Here is a 17,163-nt window from a genome sequence, read left to right on the forward strand (position 1 = left end):
GGCTCGCCGCTGCCGAGCCCCGAGCCGCTGCGCCGCGTCGTCCCCCTCGACATTTTCCCCAGCGGCGTAATCGCCTCCTCGCTGGTGCAGAAGAGCTATTCCGCGAACTTCCCCGGTGAATTCGGCGGCGGCGTCATCAACCTGACGACCAAGGCCGTTCCCAAGGAATCGTTCCTCACCATCGGCGGCGGCTTCCAGGTGGATACCGAAACCACCGGCGAATTCGGCTACAGCTACTACGGCGCCAAAAGCGACTGGACGGGCTTCGACAACGGCAGCCGCGACGTTCCCCCCGCGCTGCAGTCGTTCTTCGACAGCGGCGCATCGATGAACTCGGGCACCGTCGACACCCGCGCGATCGGCTCCGAGCTGGTCCGCTTCAGCCGCGCGACGATGCAGAAGGTCGGCGACCTGCCGGTCAACTTCTCCGCTTCGATCACCGGCGGCACCTCGTGGGATCTGGGCGGCGCGGACCTCGGCATCATCGCCGCTGCCGGCTACAGCAACAAGTGGCTCGATCGCCAGGCGATCCAGCAGACTTCGTTCAGCGCCGATCTCTCGACGCTGCAGACCGACTTCAACCGCGTCACCACCGACAACCGGATCGTCGCCAACGGCCTCGTCGGTTTGGGCCTTGAGTTCGGCGAGAACAAGATCCGCTGGACCAACCTCTACATCCGCGACACCATCAAGCAGGGCCGTCTCGGCATCGGGCAGCGCAACCAGACCACTGCCGACTATATGCAGCAGAACAACGGCTGGTACGAACGCCAGCTGATCGACACCCAGTTCACCGGCGAGTTCAAGCCGGCGCCGGGCCTGTCGGTCGACCTGCGCGGCGGCTATGCCAACTCGCAGCGCGAGGCCCCCTACGAGTACGCCTTCGAATATGTGCGCACCAATACCGAAGCGGACCCCTACGGCGATCTCTTCGTCAATCGCCTGAACGGCAACGCGGGTGAAGCCAGCGTGACCTTCTCGGACCTCAACGAAGACCTGTGGTCGGCCGGCCTCGACGTGGCCTACACGCTGACGCCGTCGATCACCGCGACGGTTGGCGGTGCCTTTAGCGACACCAACCGCTTTAGCTCGCGCCGCCAGTTCCTGTTCCGCGCCTCGAGCACTTTCCCGACCGAAGCCTCCGTGCTGCGGCCGGACCTGCTGCTCTCGCCCGGCCTGATCACCGGCACCACCAGCGGCGGCACCACCGTTGGCGGCATCGACCTGATCGAGCCCGACGAAGCGACCCCGGCGTTCCGCGGCAAGCTGCGCAACTGGGCGGGCTATGCCAAGGCGAACGTGCAGTTCACCGACGAGATCAGCCTCGATGCGGGCGTCCGCTTCGAGAAGGCGCGCCAGGAAGTGACCGCAGTGCAGGTGTTCAACACCGCGCCGAACTACACGCCCACGCCTGCGCTCAACAAGGAATACTGGCTGCCGGCGGCGACGCTGACCTGGCAGATCCAGCCCGAGCTGCAGGCGCGCCTCAGCGGTTCGAAGACGATCGCCCGCCCGCAGTTCCGCGAACTGATCTACCAACCGTTTTTCGATCCGGAGAGCAACCGCCAGTACCTGGGCAACCCGCTGCTGACGGACAGCCAGCTCTACAACGCCGAAGCCCGCCTGGAATACTACTTCGCGCCCGAGCAGCGCGTCTCGATCTCGGCCTTCTACAAGAAGATCGACAAGCCGATCGAGAGCTTCATCTCGCTGCTCTCGGACAACCTCGTCACCAGCTATGCCAACGCTCCGGAAGCGCAGCTTTACGGCGCCGAGTTCGAGGCGACGAAGTACTTCGACCTGTCCGACATCGGTGGCTGGCTCTCCGAGCGCCGCGTGGTGCTGGTCGCCAACTACACCTACAGCAACTCCAAGCTGAAGGTCGGCGCCGGCGACACGACGGCGGTCTACGCAGCTTCGTCCAGCATCGCGACCGACTACTTCCGCGATGGCGCACCGATGACCGGCCAGTCCGATCACCTGGCGAACCTGCAGATCGGCCTTGAGAACACCGAGCGCCTTTCGCAGCAGACGCTTCTCCTCAGCTACGCCAGCAACCGCGCCGTCAGCCGCGGCCTGAACGGTTCGACGCCCCAGCCCGACATCATCGAGAAGCCGGGCGTCCAGCTCGACTTCGTGGCGCGCGAGGGCGTGGACTTCATGGGCCAGGACGTCGAGCTGAAGTTCGAGGCCCGCAACATCCTGGGCACCCGTCACCGCGAGTACCAGCAGAGCGGCGACAACGTGCTTGAGTTCAACACCTACGACGTGGGCACGGTCGTCGCTTTCTCGGCCCAGCTCAACTTCTGATTTCTCAGCCGGAGGGTTCCTGCCCTTCCGGCGAAAACTCGAACGGCCCGGTCGCAGCAATGCGGCCGGGCTTTTTTTTGACCTTCCCAAGCCGTCCGCCGAAGCGTAAGGCGCCCGGGTCATCTGGGGAGTAGCCACCCGCCTCCAGCGGGACCTGCCGTCAACATACTTGGCCGAGAGGCCATGGCGCGCAGGAGGACGGTGCAAGGACCGTTCGGGCGAGACCAATGACGCATCGCGGTTCCGCTCGGCCGGGCGGGTTCCGCATGCGTCGTTGCGTCCGCTTTTTCGCCCGGCCCCGGAGTACACGCCTTGGAAGCCCTGCTCACCTCCACCGCCGTGGTCGCGCTCGCCGAGATCGGCGACAAGACCCAGTTGCTCGCCATCGTCCTCGCCACGCGCTTCAAGAAGCCCTGGCCGATCGTCGCGGGCATCTTCGTCGCGACCATCGCCAACCACTTCCTCGCCGCATTGGTGGGCGAGCAGGCGGCAGCGTTCCTCGACGGCCTGTGGTTCCGCTACCTCGTCGCCGCCAGCTTCATCGTGATGGCCGCCTGGACGCTGATCCCCGACAAGTTCGACGAGGACGAGGAAGCCAGGCCCAGCCGGTTCGGCCCGTTCCTCGCCACCGCGATCGCGTTCTTCATCGTCGAGATGGGCGACAAGACCCAGATCGCCACCATCGCGCTCGGTGCCCGCTTCCAGAGCGTGGTGCCCGTGATGATGGGCACGACCATCGGCATGATGATCGCCAACGTGCCGGCGGTGTTCCTGGGCAATGCGCTCATCAAGCGGGTGCCGCTCAACGTGGTGCGCACCGTCGCCGCACTTTTATTTTTGGCGATCGGCCTGTGGCTGTTGGCGCAGACGGCCGGCTGGCTGGGCTGAGGGTTTAGTTGATGAAATGCATGCGCGCGCCGTGTTCCTCGCGGGCGCGGCGGGTGATCTGTTTTCCACGTTTGAAAGAACCTGCGCGAAAGTAGCAGGCTCTTTCGATGTAGGAAAATCGCCTCAGGCGGTGTCGAACACATACCCCAGCGAGCGCACCGTGCGCAGCGGGTTGCCCGCGCCGACGCCCTTGAGCGCGCGGCGCAGGCGGCCGATCCACACGTCCACCGTGCGCTCGTCCACCGGCGGCTCCTGCTTGCCGAGCGCGGCGATAAGCTGCGTCCGGCTGAACACCCTGCCCGGATGCTCGATGAAGTAGCGCAGCAGCCGCAGCTCGTTGGGCATGAGCGCGATCGGCTTGCCCTGCCAGCGCGCCTGGAACGCGGCGACATCGACCATCAGGTCGCCCTGCGTGACCATGCGGATGCCCGCGCTGTCCTGTTCGCCGAGGTTGGCGCCCAGCACGCGGTCGAGCAGCGCGTTGCGCGTCAGCGGGCCGACGAGATAATCGTCCGCGCCCATCCGCAGCGCGCGCTTGCGGTCTTCCTGGTTGTCTTCCTCGAGCACCATGGTGACGTGGGCATGCGCCGTCAGCGTGTCCGCGCGCAGGCGGCGGCACAGCTCCAGCCCCGACATCTCGGGCAGCACCCAGTCGATGAAGATCCAGAGCGCGCCCTCGATGAGCGGCAGCTCCGAAAAGTCCGTCCAGCGGTGCAAGGCCACGTCGAACTGGTCGTGCCGGAAAGGAGCCAGTCCCCCCAGAAGTTCGCTCGCCAGCAATATGTCGATCCGCCGCATCGCCCGCCGTCTGCCCCTAAGTACGCGCGGGCTTTTGCATCCGAGTGTGACGAGTGAGTGACATATCGGTGACATGGCGGTGAAAGACCGAAGACGGCGCGCTTTGGCGTTCGATCGAGCCTTCCCGTGTCATCGAACTGACCCGCAAACGTCACGCCCACGCAACGCCCTGATGGCAAAGGAAACCCAGCAGGAAGCCGGGGAGACCGACTATGCGCGATCACGTGGACACGCTTCTCGAACGCCAGACCGAACTTCGGGGCCGTATTCCCGCCTGGCTCGACATTCCCGAGCCCAAGGGCTTCAGGCCCAAGCGCAAATACCGCACGATCTGGATTTCCGACATCCACCTCGGCACGCGCGGCTGCAATGCCGGCATGCTGGTGGACTTCCTCAGCTCCGTCGAATGCGAGACGCTCTACCTCGTCGGCGACGTCGTCGACGGCTGGCGGCTGCGCAAGGGCTGGTACTGGCCCGACGCCCACAACGAAGTCGTGCGCCGCATCCTCAAGATGGCGCATCGCGGCACCCGCGTGATCTTCATCGCCGGCAACCACGACGAGATGCTGCGTGACTACGCGGGCCTCAGCTTCGGCGGCGTCGAACTGGCGCTGGAGGCGGTCCATACCACGCTCGACGGCCGCCGCCTGCTGGTCACCCACGGCGACGCCTTCGACGGCGTGGTGCTCTACGCCCGCTGGCTCGCGTTCCTGGGCGACAAGGCCTACGGCCTGCTGCTGCGCGCCAACATCGTCTTCAATGCCGTGCGCCGCCGGTTCCACCTGCCGTACTGGTCGCTCTCGGCCTACATGAAGAAGAAGGTCAAGAACGCCGTCCAGTACATCGGCAGCTACGAGGAAGCGGTGGCCAACGAGGCGATCAGCCGAGGTTTCGACGGCGTCGTCTGCGGCCACATCCACTGCGCCGAAATCCGCGAGTTCTCAGGCATCACCTACTACAACGACGGCGACTGGGTCGAAAGCTGCACGGCGCTGGCCGAAGACCTGACCGGCAACCTCGCGATCATCGACTGGATCGCCGAGACCGGCGGCCACACCGTCAAACCCGAGGTCGCGGCGGAGGCATCAGCGTGAAGCTGGCCCTGGCGACCGACGCCTGGTTGCCGCAGGTCAACGGCGTGGTCCGTTCGCTGACCTCCACCGTCGAGCAGCTGGTCAAGCGCGGCCACACGGTCGAGACGATCACGCCCGACCGCTTCCTGACCGTGCCGATGCCCGGCTATGCCTCTATCCGGCTGGCGATGGCGCCGCGCTTCGGCCTGCGCCGCATGCTCGACGACGCCGCGCCCGACATCGTCCACATCGCCACCGAAGGCCCGATCGGCTGGGCCGCGCGCGGCTGGTGCCTGTCGCGCGGGGTGCCTTTCACCTCGGCCTTCCACACCCGCTTCCCCGAATACGCCGCCGTGCGCACCGGGCTGTCGGCCGAGTACTTCTGGCCGATCCTCCAGCGCTTCCACGCGCAGAGCCGTGCCGTGATGGTCTCCACCCGCACGCTTGCCGCCGAGCTGGAAGGCCGGGGCATCGGCCCGACGCGGGCCTGGAGCCGGGGCATCGACCACGCGCTGTTCCGTCCCGAGGGGCCCCGCCACGCGCAGATGGCCGCCCTGCCCGGCCCGGTCCTGCTCAACGTCGGCCGCGTCGCGCCGGACAAGAACCTCGAGGCCTTCCTCGCCCTCGACACCCCGGGCAGCAAGGTCGTCGTCGGCGACGGTCCGGCGCTGGAAACGCTGCGCCGCCGCTATCCGCAAGTGCTGTTCCTCGGCGCGCTCTCGGGCGAGGAACTGGCGAGCGCCTATCGCGCCGCCGACTGCTTCGTCTTCCCCAGCCTGACGGACACCTTCGGCCTCGTCATCATCGAGGCGCTGGCCTGCGGTACGCCCGTCGCGGCCTTCCCGGTCACCGGCCCGATCGACATCCTCGGCCTCGACGGCCGCGGCGTCGACCACCGCGTCGGCTACCCCGCCGGCATGCTCGACACCTCGCTGGCCCGTGCCATCGAGAGCGCGCTGACGGCCGAGCGCACCGACGCGGCGGCGCTGGGCAGCCTCTATTCGTGGGAACGCGCGACCGACCAGTTCCTCGCCGCCATCGCCGGTGCGCTGAGTGAGGCCGACGAAGGCTTGCGCACCGCCGCCTGAGTTTACCCGAAGGCGCAATTGCTGTTCCCTGTCCCGGATAAGAGTTCGGGAGAGGGAACCACCATGCATCGGACAAGAACGCCGCGCCCCGGCGCATGGATTGCCCTCGCGTTCCTCACGCTGGCAGCGGCCTTCGTCCTTCCCGGCTCTCCCCTGCGCGCTGTCGAGAACACGCCGGGAGTGGCCCGCGCGGTGGAGAAATATCCCGAAGGCGCGCAGATCTACCGCGAGCAATGCGCATCGTGCCACGATACCGGGGCGGCGCGCGCGCCGGCGCGGGTGATCCTCGCCTACATGACCCCCGACGCCATCGTCGCCGCGCTCACCACCGGTCCGATGCAGGCGCAGGGCTCCGCGCTGAGCCGGCAGCAGAAGGTCGACGTGGCCCAGCACCTGTCCGGCCAGGCGTTCGGGGCCGCGCAGGCCAGCGCGCCCAAGCCGACGCCCTGCTCGCCCGAGCACGCGCAGTTCGACCGCAGCCAGGTCCCCGCCTTCGCCGGCGCCGGACTCGACCAGGCGGCGACCCATTCCGTCACCTCGTCGCAGGCTGGCCTCGCCAAGGCCGAGGTCGGCAGGCTCAAGCTCAAGTGGGCGTTCGGCTTCCCGCTCGCCAACCGCGCCCGCTCGCAGCCGGCGCTGGGCGGCGGGGCGATCTTCGTGGGCAGCCACGGCGGCACCGTCTACGCGCTGGACCGCGAGACCGGATGCGTACGCTGGAGCTATGCCGCCGCCTCCGAGGTGCGTACCGCCATCGTCCTTTCCCCGTGGCAGGCCGGCGATGCGCAGGCGGTACCACTCGCCTTCTTCGGCGACTGGTCGGGCAATGCCTATGCGGTGGAGGCCTTCACCGGCAAACTCGTCTGGAAACTGCGCGCCGACGAGCACCCCGCCGCCGTCATCACCGCCAGCCCCGCGCTTCACGGCGACACCCTCTACGTGCCCGTCTCCTCGCTCGAGGAAGCGTCGGCGGCGAACCCCGGCTACGTGTGTTGCAGCTTCCGCGGCTCGATCCTCGCGCTCGACCCCCGCACCGGCCGCGAGAAGTGGCGCACCTGGCTTGTGGACGAACCCAAGCCGTCAAAGGACGGCAAGACGCTCGGCCCCTCGGGCGTACCCGTCTGGGCGGGCATCGCCGTGGACGAGAAGCGCGGCAACCTGATCGTCGCGACCGGCGACAACTACACCCGCCCCGCCACCGAGCTGTCCGACGCGATCGTCGCGCTGGACCTCGGGACCGGCGCGATCCGCTGGCACTTCCAGGCAACCGAGGGGGACGCCTGGAACGTCGACTGCGTCACCCCCGACCCCGACAACTGCCCCGAAGACGCCGGGCCGGACTACGATTTCGGCGCCATCCCGGTGCTTGCGAAAGGCAAGGACGGGCGCGATTACGTGCTCGCCGGGCAGAAGTCGGGCATTGCCTGGGCCGTTGATGCCGCGACCGGCAAGCTCGCCTGGCACCGGCAGGTCGGACGCGGCGGCATGGCGGGCGGCATCCACTTCGGCATCGCGGCGGACAGCGGCCGCGTCTACGTCGCCATCAGCGACATGCCCGACGGGGTCGAGCGCCCCTTCCCCGCCGCGCCCGGCATCCACGCACTCGATGTCGCGACCGGCAAGGAGTTGTGGACCGCCGCGCCGCCGGACAAGGTCTGCGAGGGCCGTCCGCTCTGCATTCCCGGCAACAGCGGCGCGATCACGGTGACGCCCGATTTCGTGCTGGCGGGCGGCGACGACGGCTTCGTGCGCATTCACGACGCGGCCACCGGCGAAGTGCTGTGGCAGTTCGACACCGTGCAGGACTTCGCCGCCGTCAACGGCGTGCCCACGCGCGGCGGCGCCATGAGCGGCGGCGCGGCGCCGATCGTCGAGGGCGGACAGGTCATCGTCTCGTCGGGCTACGGCTTCGTGTCGAAGATACCGGGCAACGCCTTGCTGGTGTTCGAGGCCAGATGACAGACCTCGCGCGGGGCGACGCAACCGGCGTGCTCATGCCCGCCACCGCCGAGGCGCTGGGGGACGCAGCAGCGGCGTTCCTGACGCGCGCGATGCACGCCTACGGCTCGCTGGCACCGGACAATGCGGTGACCTCGGTCGACCGGCTGGAAGTCTTCGCGGGCGGCAATTCCGGCCAGAAGGCGCTGATCAACGTGACCTACGTCCGAGATGAGGCCGGTCTTCCCCGCCACCTCTTCGCCAAGTTCTCGCGCGATTTCGCCGACCCCTTCCGCGACCGCCGCCGCCATGAACTGGAAGGCGAAGTCCGCCTCGCCGCGCTCTCGCGCCTGCCCGCCTTCCCGGTCGCGGTGCCGCGCCCCGTCTTCGCCGATTTCGAGATGGCGAGCGGCACCGGCATGCTCGTCACCGAACGCATCGCCTTCGGCGAAGGGCGCATCGAACCGCTCCACGAGAAATGCCGCGACCACCTCCTGCCCGAGCCGCTGGAACACTACCGCGCGCTGGTTTCCGCGCAGGCCCGGCTAGCTGCCGCCCAGCACCGCGGCGACCTGTCCCCGCAGCTGGAGGCCCTGTTCCCCTACGACCGCGTCGCCGCCGAAGCGGACCTGCCGATCGGCTACGGCGCAGGCGCCCTGCGTGCCAAGGTCGCGGCGCTCGCGGCCTTCATCGGACGGCACCCGCAGCTGTTCCCGGCGAGCGTCACCGACCCCGCCTTCCCCGCCCGGCTCGAGCGCGAGGCGCTGGCGATCCTCGAGCGCGAGGCGGATGTGCGCCGCTTCCTCCAGTCCGATCCGCGCCTCGTCGCGGTGTGTCACTGGAACACCAACATCGACAACGCCTGGTTCTGGCGGGACGGGGCCGGCGCTCTCCACTGCGGGCTGCTCGACTGGGGCATGGTGCGCCCCATGAACGTGACGACCGGCCTGTGGGGCGGGCTGTCGGCGGGGACCACCGCCTTCCTCGACGCCGAGCTGGACGGCCTGCTGGATCGCTACCGCACCGAACTTGCCGTGCACGGCGGGCCGTCGATCCCGGCCGATGTGCTGGCGCGTCACTTCGACCTGTCGCTGGCGATCACCGGCCTCGCGTTGATGATGGACCTGCCCTCGCTCATCGCCGCGCGCATGCCCGACATTGACCGCGCCACCGGCCCGCTGGACCCGCTGCTAGGCCGCGACCGGGTGGTCGAGGGCTTCCTGCTGGTTTCCACCAATTTCCTGAACCTCTGGGCGAAGCGCCGGTTCGGAGAAAGGCTGGCCGACCTCGCCGCGTCAGCGGAAACCTAGGCTGCGCGAGATCGCGGCCGCTTCGTCGAGCACAAGCCCCGCCAGCTCATCCAGCCGGCCTTGCGAGCGGGCGCTGGGCGCGGCGATCACCAGCGCGCCGACCACGCGGCCCGCCGCGTCGCGGATGACGCCCGCCGTGCCGGTGACGCCCTCGGCGGCCTGATCGACGGTCTGGGCATACCCATCGACACGCGCCCGCTCGATCGCTTCGGACAGCGCGGCGGGGTCGATCTCGGTGGTGCGGGCCATGCGCTGCGGGGCAACGCGCTTGAGGTAGGCGTCGATGGCGGCGGGCGAGCAGGTCGACAGCAGCGCGCGGCCCCCGGCGGTCGCGTAGAACGGGCGCCGGTCCCCGATCGAGACCGAATAGCGCACGACGTTGCGGCTCTCGATCAGGTCTACGTAAGTTACCCAGTCGCCCTCGTGGTCGCCCACCGCCAGCAGCACCGTCTCGCCGCTGCGCTCGGACAGGCGGCGCATGCCCTCGCGCACGAGGTCGGAGCTGTGCAGGCGGCGCCGCGCTTCGGTCAGCGCGCTGCCGAGGCCGAACGCACCCGGGCCGAGCCGCCATGCACCTTCGGTGGCGGTGACGAGATCCTCGTCGGCAAGCCCGCGCAGCAGCGCCGCAAGGCTGCTCTTCGGCGTGGCGAGACGGCGGCTGAGATCGGCGAGCGAGACCGGTTCGTTGCTGGCACAGAGCGCCTCGAGCAGGCGGATGACGCGGGTGACCGACTGCGGCGATCCGCCGCGGCGATCCTCGGTCTTCTGCTCTTCCTCGATCAATCTGGCCTCACTGGAATGCCGGAAGCACTTGGCCGGCGAAAGTCTTCGCATATGCGAGGAAGCGTTCCGCCGGAAGCCCGGGCGGCATCATCATGGTGAAATGCTCCACCGGCGCCTTGTCCAGAAGGCGCCGAAAGTGGGCGATCGCCTCGTCCGGGGTGAGTATCTGGAGGATGCCGCTGGCCTTGAAGGCGTCGAGGTCCATCGGCGCGATCGCCGCATTGTCGAGGCCGATCGCCCCCTTGCCCTCGATGACGTCCTCCGCCATCCAGGCGCCGTAGCCGTTGTTGACGTGGTGGAAGTAGGGGGCAAGTTCCTCCATCGCCGCCGCCTTGTCCTCGACGACGACCAGCATCAGGCCCTGGATCCAGATCTTCGCGGCTGCCGGGTCCTTACCCTGCTCCTCCAGCTTCTGGCGGTAGAGCGGCCAGATCTCGGTATTGCCGAAGTAGCCGTCGCCGTATCTGGCCACGCGCTCCATCGCCTTGGGCGCGAAGCCGCCGATGTAGAGGGGGATCTGTCCCCGGCTCGACAAGGGGCGGACCTGCGCGCCCCTGAGAGTGAAGAACTTGCCCTCGTGATCCACCGTCTCGCCGTCCCAGAGCCGGCGGACGAGGTGCAGGAACTCGTCGAAACGGGCACCGCGTTTTGTGAAGTCGAGGCCGTGGGCAGCGTACTCACGCGCCCGGTAGCCGATCGCGAGGCCAAGCTGCAGGCGCCCGCCGGAAAGGATGTCGAGCACCGCGCAGTCCTCGGCGAAGCGCAGCGGCTCGTACAGCGGGCCGAGCGCGATGCCGGTGCCGATCGTCATGCGGCGGGTCCGCGCGGCGACGGCGCCCAGCGTCACCAGCGGCGAGGGCATGTAGCCGTCATCGGCGAGGTGGTGTTCGGGAACCCATGCGCCTTCGAAGCCCAGCGCCTCGGTCTCGGCGATGACGTCGAGGGTTTCGGCATAGAGCGTCTCGGGCGGGCGGTGCCAGGGCGCGGGATTGCGGAAGTCGTAGAGGTAGCCGAAGCTCAGTCTGCCGGTCATGCGCGCCTTTCCCCTCTTATGTTTGGGAGAGGTTTAGGCGCGGACGACGGAGCGGCAAGGCGCTGGGGCGATGATTGACCGCCGCTCAGATACTCCCCGGACGAAGCCGGAGAGGGAACAGCGCTACGCCACGTCCATCGCGTAGCCCGCCGCGCGGACGGTGCGGATGGGGTCGGTGTCGCCGTCGCGGTTGATGGCCTTGCGCAGGCGGCGGATGTGGACGTCGACGGTGCGCTCGTCGATGTCGGAGTCCATGCCCCACACCCCGTCGAGGATCTGCTGGCGCGAGACGACGCGGTTCGGGCGCTCCATGAAGTAGCGCAGCAGGCGGAACTCGGTGGGGCCCAGGTGCAGCGCCTCGCCCGAGCGGCGGACGCGGTGGCTGGTGGCGTCGAGCTCGATGTCGCCCCACGACAGCACGGTTCCCGCCAGCGACGGGCGCGAGCGGCGCAGCAGCGCCTCGATGCGGGCCATCAACTCGCGCGGGGAGAACGGCTTGGTGACATAGTCGTCCGCGCCGGTCTTGAGGCCGCGGATCATATCCTCCTCCTCGCCGCGCGCGGTGACCATGATGATCGGGATCGAGGCGGTTTCCTTGTCCTTGCGCAGCTGGCGGCAGACTTCGATGCCGGGCACCTGCTCGATCATCCAGTCGAGTACGATGGCGTCGGGCGCCTGCTCGCGCACCATGACCAGCGCTTCCTCCCCGTCGCCGGTGGAGCGCACTTCATAGCCTTCGGCGCTGAGGTTCCAGGTGAGCAGTTCGCACAGTGCGACGTCGTCCTCGACGACCAGGACCGATGCCATCATGCGAGAGGTCCTGACGTGTCGTCGGTGAGGGAATCGCGCTCGGTGCAGTACTCGCCCGTGGCGGCGTAGTAGACCATTTCCGCCACGTTGGTGGCGTGGTCGCCGATGCGCTCGAGGTTGCGGGCGATGAAGAGCAGCTGCGCGGCGCTGGTGATCGTCGCCGGGTTCTCCATCATGTGGGTGAGCAGCGAGCGGAACAGCGTGTTGTAGAACTGGTCGAGCTTCTGGTCGCGGCGGATCACCTCGACCGCCAGTGCGGCATCGCGCGAGCCGTAGGCGTTGAGGACATCGCGGACCATGCTCTCGGCGATCTCGGCCATGGTCGGCACGAGAGTGACCGGGTCGATCTTGGTACGGCCTTCGAGCGCGTTGACGCGCTTGGCGATGTTCTTGGCGTAGTCGCCGATGCGCTCGACCACGCCCGAGATCTTGAGCGCGGCGATCACGTCGCGCAGGTCGTCGGCCATCGGGGCACGCAGGGCGATGGTGCGCACCGCGAGGCGGTCCACCTCGGCTTCGAGAGCGTCGAGGCGGGCGTCTGCGGCCACGACCTGCGCGGCGAGTTCCTCGTCGTGGTGGACGAGCGCGGTAATGGCGTCGCGGATGGCGACTTCGGCGAGCCCGCCCATCTCGGCGACGAGGCCGCGAAGCTGCCCGATCTCGGAGTCAAAGGCCTTGACGGTATGGTCGACCATGGCGTGTTCCTGTCAGAGCATCACTCAGCCGTAACGGCCGGTGATGTAGTCCTTGGTGCGCGTTTCGCGCGGATTGGTGAAGATCTGGTCGGTCTCGCCATATTCGACGAGGCTGCCCAGGTGGAAGAAGGCGGTGCGCTGCGACACGCGCGCGGCCTGCTGCATCGAGTGGGTGACGATGACGATCGCGAAGCTTTCCTTCAGTTCGTCGATCAGTTCCTCGATGCGCGCGGTGGCGATCGGGTCGAGCGCGGAGCACGGCTCGTCCATCAGGATGACTTCGGGGCTGACGGCGATGGCGCGCGCGATGCACAGGCGCTGCTGCTGCCCACCCGAAAGCGCGGTGCCGGCATCGGTCAGCCGGTCCTTGACCTCTTCCCAGAGGCCCGCCTTGGTCAGCGCGCGCTCGACGATGCCCTCCAGTTCAGACTTCGACGTGCCGAGGCCGTGGATGCGCGGGCCGTAGGCGACGTTCTCGAAGATCGACTTGGGGAACGGGTTGGGCTTCTGGAACACCATGCCGACGCGGGCGCGCAGGGCGACGGGGTCCATGCTGGCGGCGTAGATGTCCTCGCCGTCGAGCAGGATCTCACCCTCGACGCGGGCGCCGGCGATGGTGTCGTTCATCCGGTTGAGGGTACGCAGGAACGTCGACTTGCCGCAGCCCGAAGGGCCGATGAAAGCGGTGACGATGCCGTTGTCGATGTCGATGGAGACGTCGTTGATCGCCTTCTTCTGTCCGTAGAAGACGTCGACGTTGCGGGCTGTGAGCTTTGTTTCTGTCATGTCCCTACCAGCGGACTTCGAACTTGTTGCGAAGGTAGATCGCAATACCATTCATGGCGAGCAGGAAGACCAGCAGCACGATGATGGCGGCGGAAGTGTTCTGGACGAAGCCTTTGTCGATTTCGTCGGACCACAGGAATATCTGCATCGGCAGCACGCTCGACGGCGCATTGAGGCTGTCGGGCGGGGTGGCGACGAAGGCGCGCATGCCGATCATCAGCAGCGGCGCGGTTTCGCCGAGGGCACGGGCCATGCCGATGATCGTGCCCGTGAGGATGCCCGGCAGGGCAAGCGGCAGGACGTGGTGGAACGTCGTCTGCACCTTGCTCGCGCCGACACCGTAGGCGGCCTCGCGGATCGAGGGGGGCACGGCCTTGATGGCGTTGCGGCCCGAGATCACGATCACCGGCATCGTCATCAGCGCCAGCGTCAGGCCCCCGACCAGCGGCGAGGAACGCGGCATGCCCAGCGTGTTGATGAACACCGCGAGGCCCAGCAAGCCGAAGATGATCGAAGGCACGGCGGCAAGGTTGTTGATCGAGACTTCGATCCATTCGATCCAGCGTTTGCGCGGCGCGAATTCCTCGAGGTAGATCGCGGCCAGCACGCCCATCGGGAAGCTGAGCAGCAGCGTCACCGCCATCGTCAGCAGCGAACCCTTGGTGGCGCCCCAGACGCCGGCGACGGTGGCGTCGGTCGAGTCCGAACCCGACAGGAAGCTCCAGTCGAGGCCGGCGACGCCGTTCTTGAGCATGATGACCAGCAGCAGCGCCAGGAAGGCGAGGCTGAGCACGATGGCGCCCAGGCCGACCGCCTTGAAGCGGCGCTCCGCCGCGTGCCGCTTCGCAAGGCGCCGCCGCGCTTCGGGCGAACTCCAGTCGAGATTACTCATAAGCTTCGCGGAACCGCTTCACGACGCGCAGGGCGACGATGTTGAGGATGAGGGTGACGATGAAGAGCACCAGTCCCAGCGCGAAGGCCGACAGCGTCTTGGGGCTGTTGAACTCCTGGTCGCCGGTCAGCATCTGGACGATCTGGTAGGTGACCGTGGTCATCGTGTCGAACGGGTTGGCCGAAAGGCGCGCGGCGGCGCCGGCGGCCATGACGACGATCATGGTCTCGCCGATGGCGCGGCTGATCGCCAGCATCACGCCGGCGACGATGCCGGGCAGCGCCGCGGGAAGCAGCACGCGCTTGATGGTTTCGGAGCGGGTCGAGCCCAGCGCGAGGCTGCCGTCGCTCATCGCGCGCGGCACGGCGGCGAGCGCGTCGTCGGCCATCGAGGAGACGAACGGGATGATCATCACGCCCATGACGAGGCCGGCGGCGAGCGCGCTCTCGGTCGAGGGGTTCTGCATGCCGATCGAGGCGGCGAAGTCGCGGATCAGCGGCGCCACTGTCAGGGCGGCGAAGTAGCCGTAGACCACCGTGGGGATGCCCGCGAGGATCTCGAGCATGGGTTTCAGCCACTTGCGCGCGGCGGGCGCGGCGTACTGGGTCAGGTAGATCGCGCTCATCAGGCCGAGCGGGATGGCGACGACCATGGCGATGATCGCGCCGATGTAGATCGTGCCCCAGAACAGCGGCACCGCGCCGAAGTTGTCGGAGATGTTCGCGCCCGACGTGCTCGCCGGGGACCAGTGCGTGCCGGTGAGGAAGGCGATCGGCGAGACGTCCTTGAAGAACATCCCGGCTTCGAACACCAGCGAGCCGACGATGCCGAAGGTGGTGAGGATCGCCATCAGCGAGGCGGCGAGCAGCAGCGCCAGCACCGCGCGCTCGACCTGGGTGCGGGCGCGGAAGTCGGGACGGATGCGGGTGAAGCCGTAGGCGCCGCCCGCGAAGGCCACGATCAGGATGAGGAGCCCGCCGATCAGCCCGAAGCGGAACTGCGCAGCGCGGATCGGCTCGACCAGTGCCTGCGCCTGGGGATTGAAGGCGGTGGCGGAGGGATCGCTGGCAAGGTCGTGCGCCTCGGCGACGATCGAGCCCAAAGTCATCGGATCGGTCGGCAGCGTGGCGACGACGGGGTCCGCGAACAGCGCCCCCTCGACCAGTCCCGGCATGATCGCCGACCATACGCCCCACGCGATCAGCGCGGGGACGAGTATCCACAGGGCCATGTGCCAGCCGTGGTAGGCGGGCATCGAATGCATCGACCCCCGCCCCTTGTAGAGCAGCCGGGCCCGGCCCCGGGCGGCGAACCAGCCGACCAGGCCCAGACCGAAGACGGCCAGGAGAACTCCCGTGAGTATCATGACTGGCCGCCCGGCCCTTTCTTTACGTTCTTACTTCAGACCAGCCGGATCGAGCGGGGTCATCTTGGCGGCGATGTCCGCGCTCTTGGCGCGCACGTCCTCGGGCGCGATGACCATGCCCTTCTTCTGAAGCAGGCCGTCCTTGCCCCACGACTTCACCCACTCCGCGACGTAGCCCTGGAGGCTCTTGATCGGCGCGAGGTGCTGCTTCTTGACGTAGATGTAGAGCGGACGGGCGCCCGGATAGGTGTAGTCCGAGATCGTCGCGTAAGTCGGCGTGATGCCCGACATCGGGATGCCCTTGAGGCTGTCGGGGTTCTCTTCTAGGAACGAGTAGCCGAAGATGCCGATCGCCTTGGAGTTCTGCGAAATCTTCTGGACGATCAGGTTGTCGTTCTCGCCGGCATCGACGTAGGGACCGTCTTCACGGATGTCGTGGCAGGTCGCCTCGTACTTGTCCTTGTCGCTGTCCTTGAGCGCGGCGGTGGCCGCATCGGTCTTGCAGCCGGCCTCGAGGATCAGTTCCTTGAGCGCGTCGCGCGTGCCCGAGGTCGAGGGCGGGCCGTAGACGAGGATGGGCTCGGCCGGGAGGGACGGGTTGACGTCCTTCCAGGTCTTGGCGGTGTTGGGCTTGCCGAACGGGTTGGCGGCGAGCGCCTTGTAGATGTCGGCCGGGGTCAGCTGGAAGCCGGGACCGCTCTTCGATTCGGCGAAGGCGATGCCGTCGATGCCGACCTGGATCTCGACGATCTCCTTGACGCCGTTCTTCTGGCACTCCTCGTACTCGGACTTCTTGATCCGGCGCGAGGCGTCCTCGATGTCGGGATGCTGGGCGCCGACGCCGGCGCAGAACAGCTTCATGCCCGCGCCCGTGCCGGTCGATTCGATCACCGGCGACTTGGAACCGCTGGACTTGGCGTAAGCCTCGGCGACGGCGGTCGCAAAGGGATAGACGGTGGAGGAACCGACGCCGCGCACGAAATCGCGCGCGCCGCCGCCGGAACTGCCCGAGCCGCCGCAGGCGCTCAGCGCGAGGACGGAAGCGGCTGCGAAGATGATGGTCTTGGTCGAACGCATTGGATACCCCCTTGGGCTCTACTGTGGGATGCCCCTATTGGGCTACGATGACACTTCCATGACGAAAACGTGTCATTGACAGGCCGGCTCCCGATTGGGCGAGGACGGGAAGGTCACCGGCGAAACCCCTGTCCCATGGGTCGGTGTTCGATACCGCCCCGTCGATACATGCGTCGTGGCCCCGGTCTAGGATCCGGCACCCGCGATGGCAAGCCTGCCGCAGATAGCCGCCGCCCATGACAGTTCCGCAGTGCCCTGTGATTATTTCGGGGTTGTTGCCCGGTTGTGTCCTCTTCGCTTCGCTGCAGTATCGTGCGAA

The 17,163-nt window shown here is 67.8% G+C and carries 15 protein-coding genes and 1 riboswitch; of the genes, 6 read left to right on the forward strand and 9 right to left on the reverse strand.

Translation table 11 applies throughout. The annotated features are described in order from the left end of the window. A partial coding sequence (locus PMI02_RS08485; protein ID WP_007681502.1) for a TonB-dependent receptor domain-containing protein occupies positions 1–2,310 on the forward strand: 2,310 nt, incomplete at its 5' end. A gap of 112 nt (positions 2,311–2,422) precedes the next feature. Continuing rightward, positions 2,423–2,526, forward strand: a riboswitch (yybP-ykoY riboswitch). A 96-nt stretch (positions 2,527–2,622) separates the two neighbouring features. After that, entirely contained in the window at positions 2,623–3,198 is a 576-nt protein-coding gene (locus tag PMI02_RS08490; protein WP_007681503.1) for a TMEM165/GDT1 family protein, read from the forward strand. 123 nt (positions 3,199–3,321) lie between these two features. On the opposite strand, the gene PMI02_RS08495 is transcribed toward PMI02_RS08490, so the two are convergent. Further along, on the reverse strand, positions 3,322–3,996 hold the full coding sequence (locus tag PMI02_RS08495; protein ID WP_007681506.1) for a response regulator transcription factor: 675 nt from the start codon (positions 3,994–3,996) through the stop codon (positions 3,322–3,324). 212 nt (positions 3,997–4,208) lie between these two features. Here PMI02_RS08495 and PMI02_RS08500 point away from each other — a divergent pair, with 212 nt between their 5' ends. The 4 genes from PMI02_RS08500 (at position 4,209) to PMI02_RS08515 (ending at position 9,402) form a co-directional block, all read left to right on the forward strand. Then, on the forward strand, positions 4,209–5,090 hold the full coding sequence (locus PMI02_RS08500; protein WP_007681508.1) for a UDP-2,3-diacylglucosamine diphosphatase: 882 nt from the start codon (positions 4,209–4,211) through the stop codon (positions 5,088–5,090). Beyond that, positions 5,087–6,157: a glycosyltransferase family 1 protein gene (locus tag PMI02_RS08505; RefSeq protein WP_007681511.1), complete on the forward strand. Its 1,071-nt coding sequence runs from the start codon at positions 5,087–5,089 to the stop codon at positions 6,155–6,157. The genes PMI02_RS08500 and PMI02_RS08505 overlap by 4 nt, the downstream gene beginning before the upstream one ends. 63 nt (positions 6,158–6,220) lie before the next feature. Further along, the gene (locus PMI02_RS08510) at positions 6,221–8,113 is read left to right on the forward strand and encodes a PQQ-binding-like beta-propeller repeat protein (RefSeq protein ID WP_007681513.1); all 1,893 of its coding nucleotides are present in this window, start codon (positions 6,221–6,223) and stop codon (positions 8,111–8,113) included. Beyond that, positions 8,110–9,402, forward strand: a complete 1,293-nt coding sequence (locus PMI02_RS08515) for a hypothetical protein (RefSeq protein ID WP_007681514.1) — start codon at positions 8,110–8,112, stop codon at positions 9,400–9,402. The genes PMI02_RS08510 and PMI02_RS08515 overlap by 4 nt, the downstream gene beginning before the upstream one ends. Here the strand turns inward: PMI02_RS08515 and PMI02_RS08520 are convergent. From PMI02_RS08520 to PMI02_RS08555, 8 genes are all read right to left on the reverse strand, one after another. Continuing rightward, complete coding sequence (locus PMI02_RS08520) at positions 9,388–10,185, reverse strand: IclR family transcriptional regulator (RefSeq protein ID WP_007681516.1); 798 nt, start codon at positions 10,183–10,185, stop codon at positions 9,388–9,390. The two genes, PMI02_RS08515 and PMI02_RS08520, sit on opposite strands and share 15 nt — an antisense overlap. Positions 10,186–10,192: 7 nt before the next feature. After that, positions 10,193–11,218, reverse strand: a complete 1,026-nt coding sequence (locus PMI02_RS08525) for an LLM class flavin-dependent oxidoreductase (RefSeq protein ID WP_007681518.1) — start codon at positions 11,216–11,218, stop codon at positions 10,193–10,195. 123 nt (positions 11,219–11,341) lie between these two features. After that, positions 11,342–12,028: a phosphate regulon transcriptional regulator PhoB gene (phoB, locus tag PMI02_RS08530; protein WP_007681520.1), complete on the reverse strand. Its 687-nt coding sequence runs from the start codon at positions 12,026–12,028 to the stop codon at positions 11,342–11,344. After that, positions 12,025–12,723 carry a phosphate signaling complex protein PhoU gene (gene phoU / locus PMI02_RS08535; RefSeq protein WP_007681522.1) on the reverse strand — a complete coding sequence of 233 codons (699 nt, stop codon included), beginning with the start codon at positions 12,721–12,723 and terminating at the stop codon, positions 12,025–12,027. Before phoU ends, phoB begins: the two co-directional genes overlap by 4 nt. A gap of 24 nt (positions 12,724–12,747) precedes the next feature. Further along, positions 12,748–13,509 carry a phosphate ABC transporter ATP-binding protein PstB gene (gene pstB, locus PMI02_RS08540; protein WP_007681524.1) on the reverse strand — a complete coding sequence of 254 codons (762 nt, stop codon included), beginning with the start codon at positions 13,507–13,509 and terminating at the stop codon, positions 12,748–12,750. Between the two features lie 4 nt (positions 13,510–13,513). Then, positions 13,514–14,401 (reverse strand): phosphate ABC transporter permease PstA, encoded by an 888-nt coding sequence (gene pstA, locus PMI02_RS08545; RefSeq protein WP_007681527.1) that lies wholly within the window; start codon positions 14,399–14,401, stop codon positions 13,514–13,516. Continuing rightward, positions 14,394–15,767 carry a phosphate ABC transporter permease subunit PstC gene (gene pstC / locus PMI02_RS08550; protein ID WP_007681528.1) on the reverse strand — a complete coding sequence of 458 codons (1,374 nt, stop codon included), beginning with the start codon at positions 15,765–15,767 and terminating at the stop codon, positions 14,394–14,396. The genes pstA and pstC overlap by 8 nt, the downstream gene beginning before the upstream one ends. A gap of 30 nt (positions 15,768–15,797) precedes the next feature. Continuing rightward, positions 15,798–16,844: a substrate-binding domain-containing protein gene (locus PMI02_RS08555; protein WP_007681531.1), complete on the reverse strand. Its 1,047-nt coding sequence runs from the start codon at positions 16,842–16,844 to the stop codon at positions 15,798–15,800. Positions 16,845–17,163: the final 319 nt, after the last annotated feature.

It is taken from the genome of Novosphingobium sp. AP12 (genome assembly GCF_000281975.1).
Lineage (GTDB): Bacteria > Pseudomonadota > Alphaproteobacteria > Sphingomonadales > Sphingomonadaceae > Novosphingobium.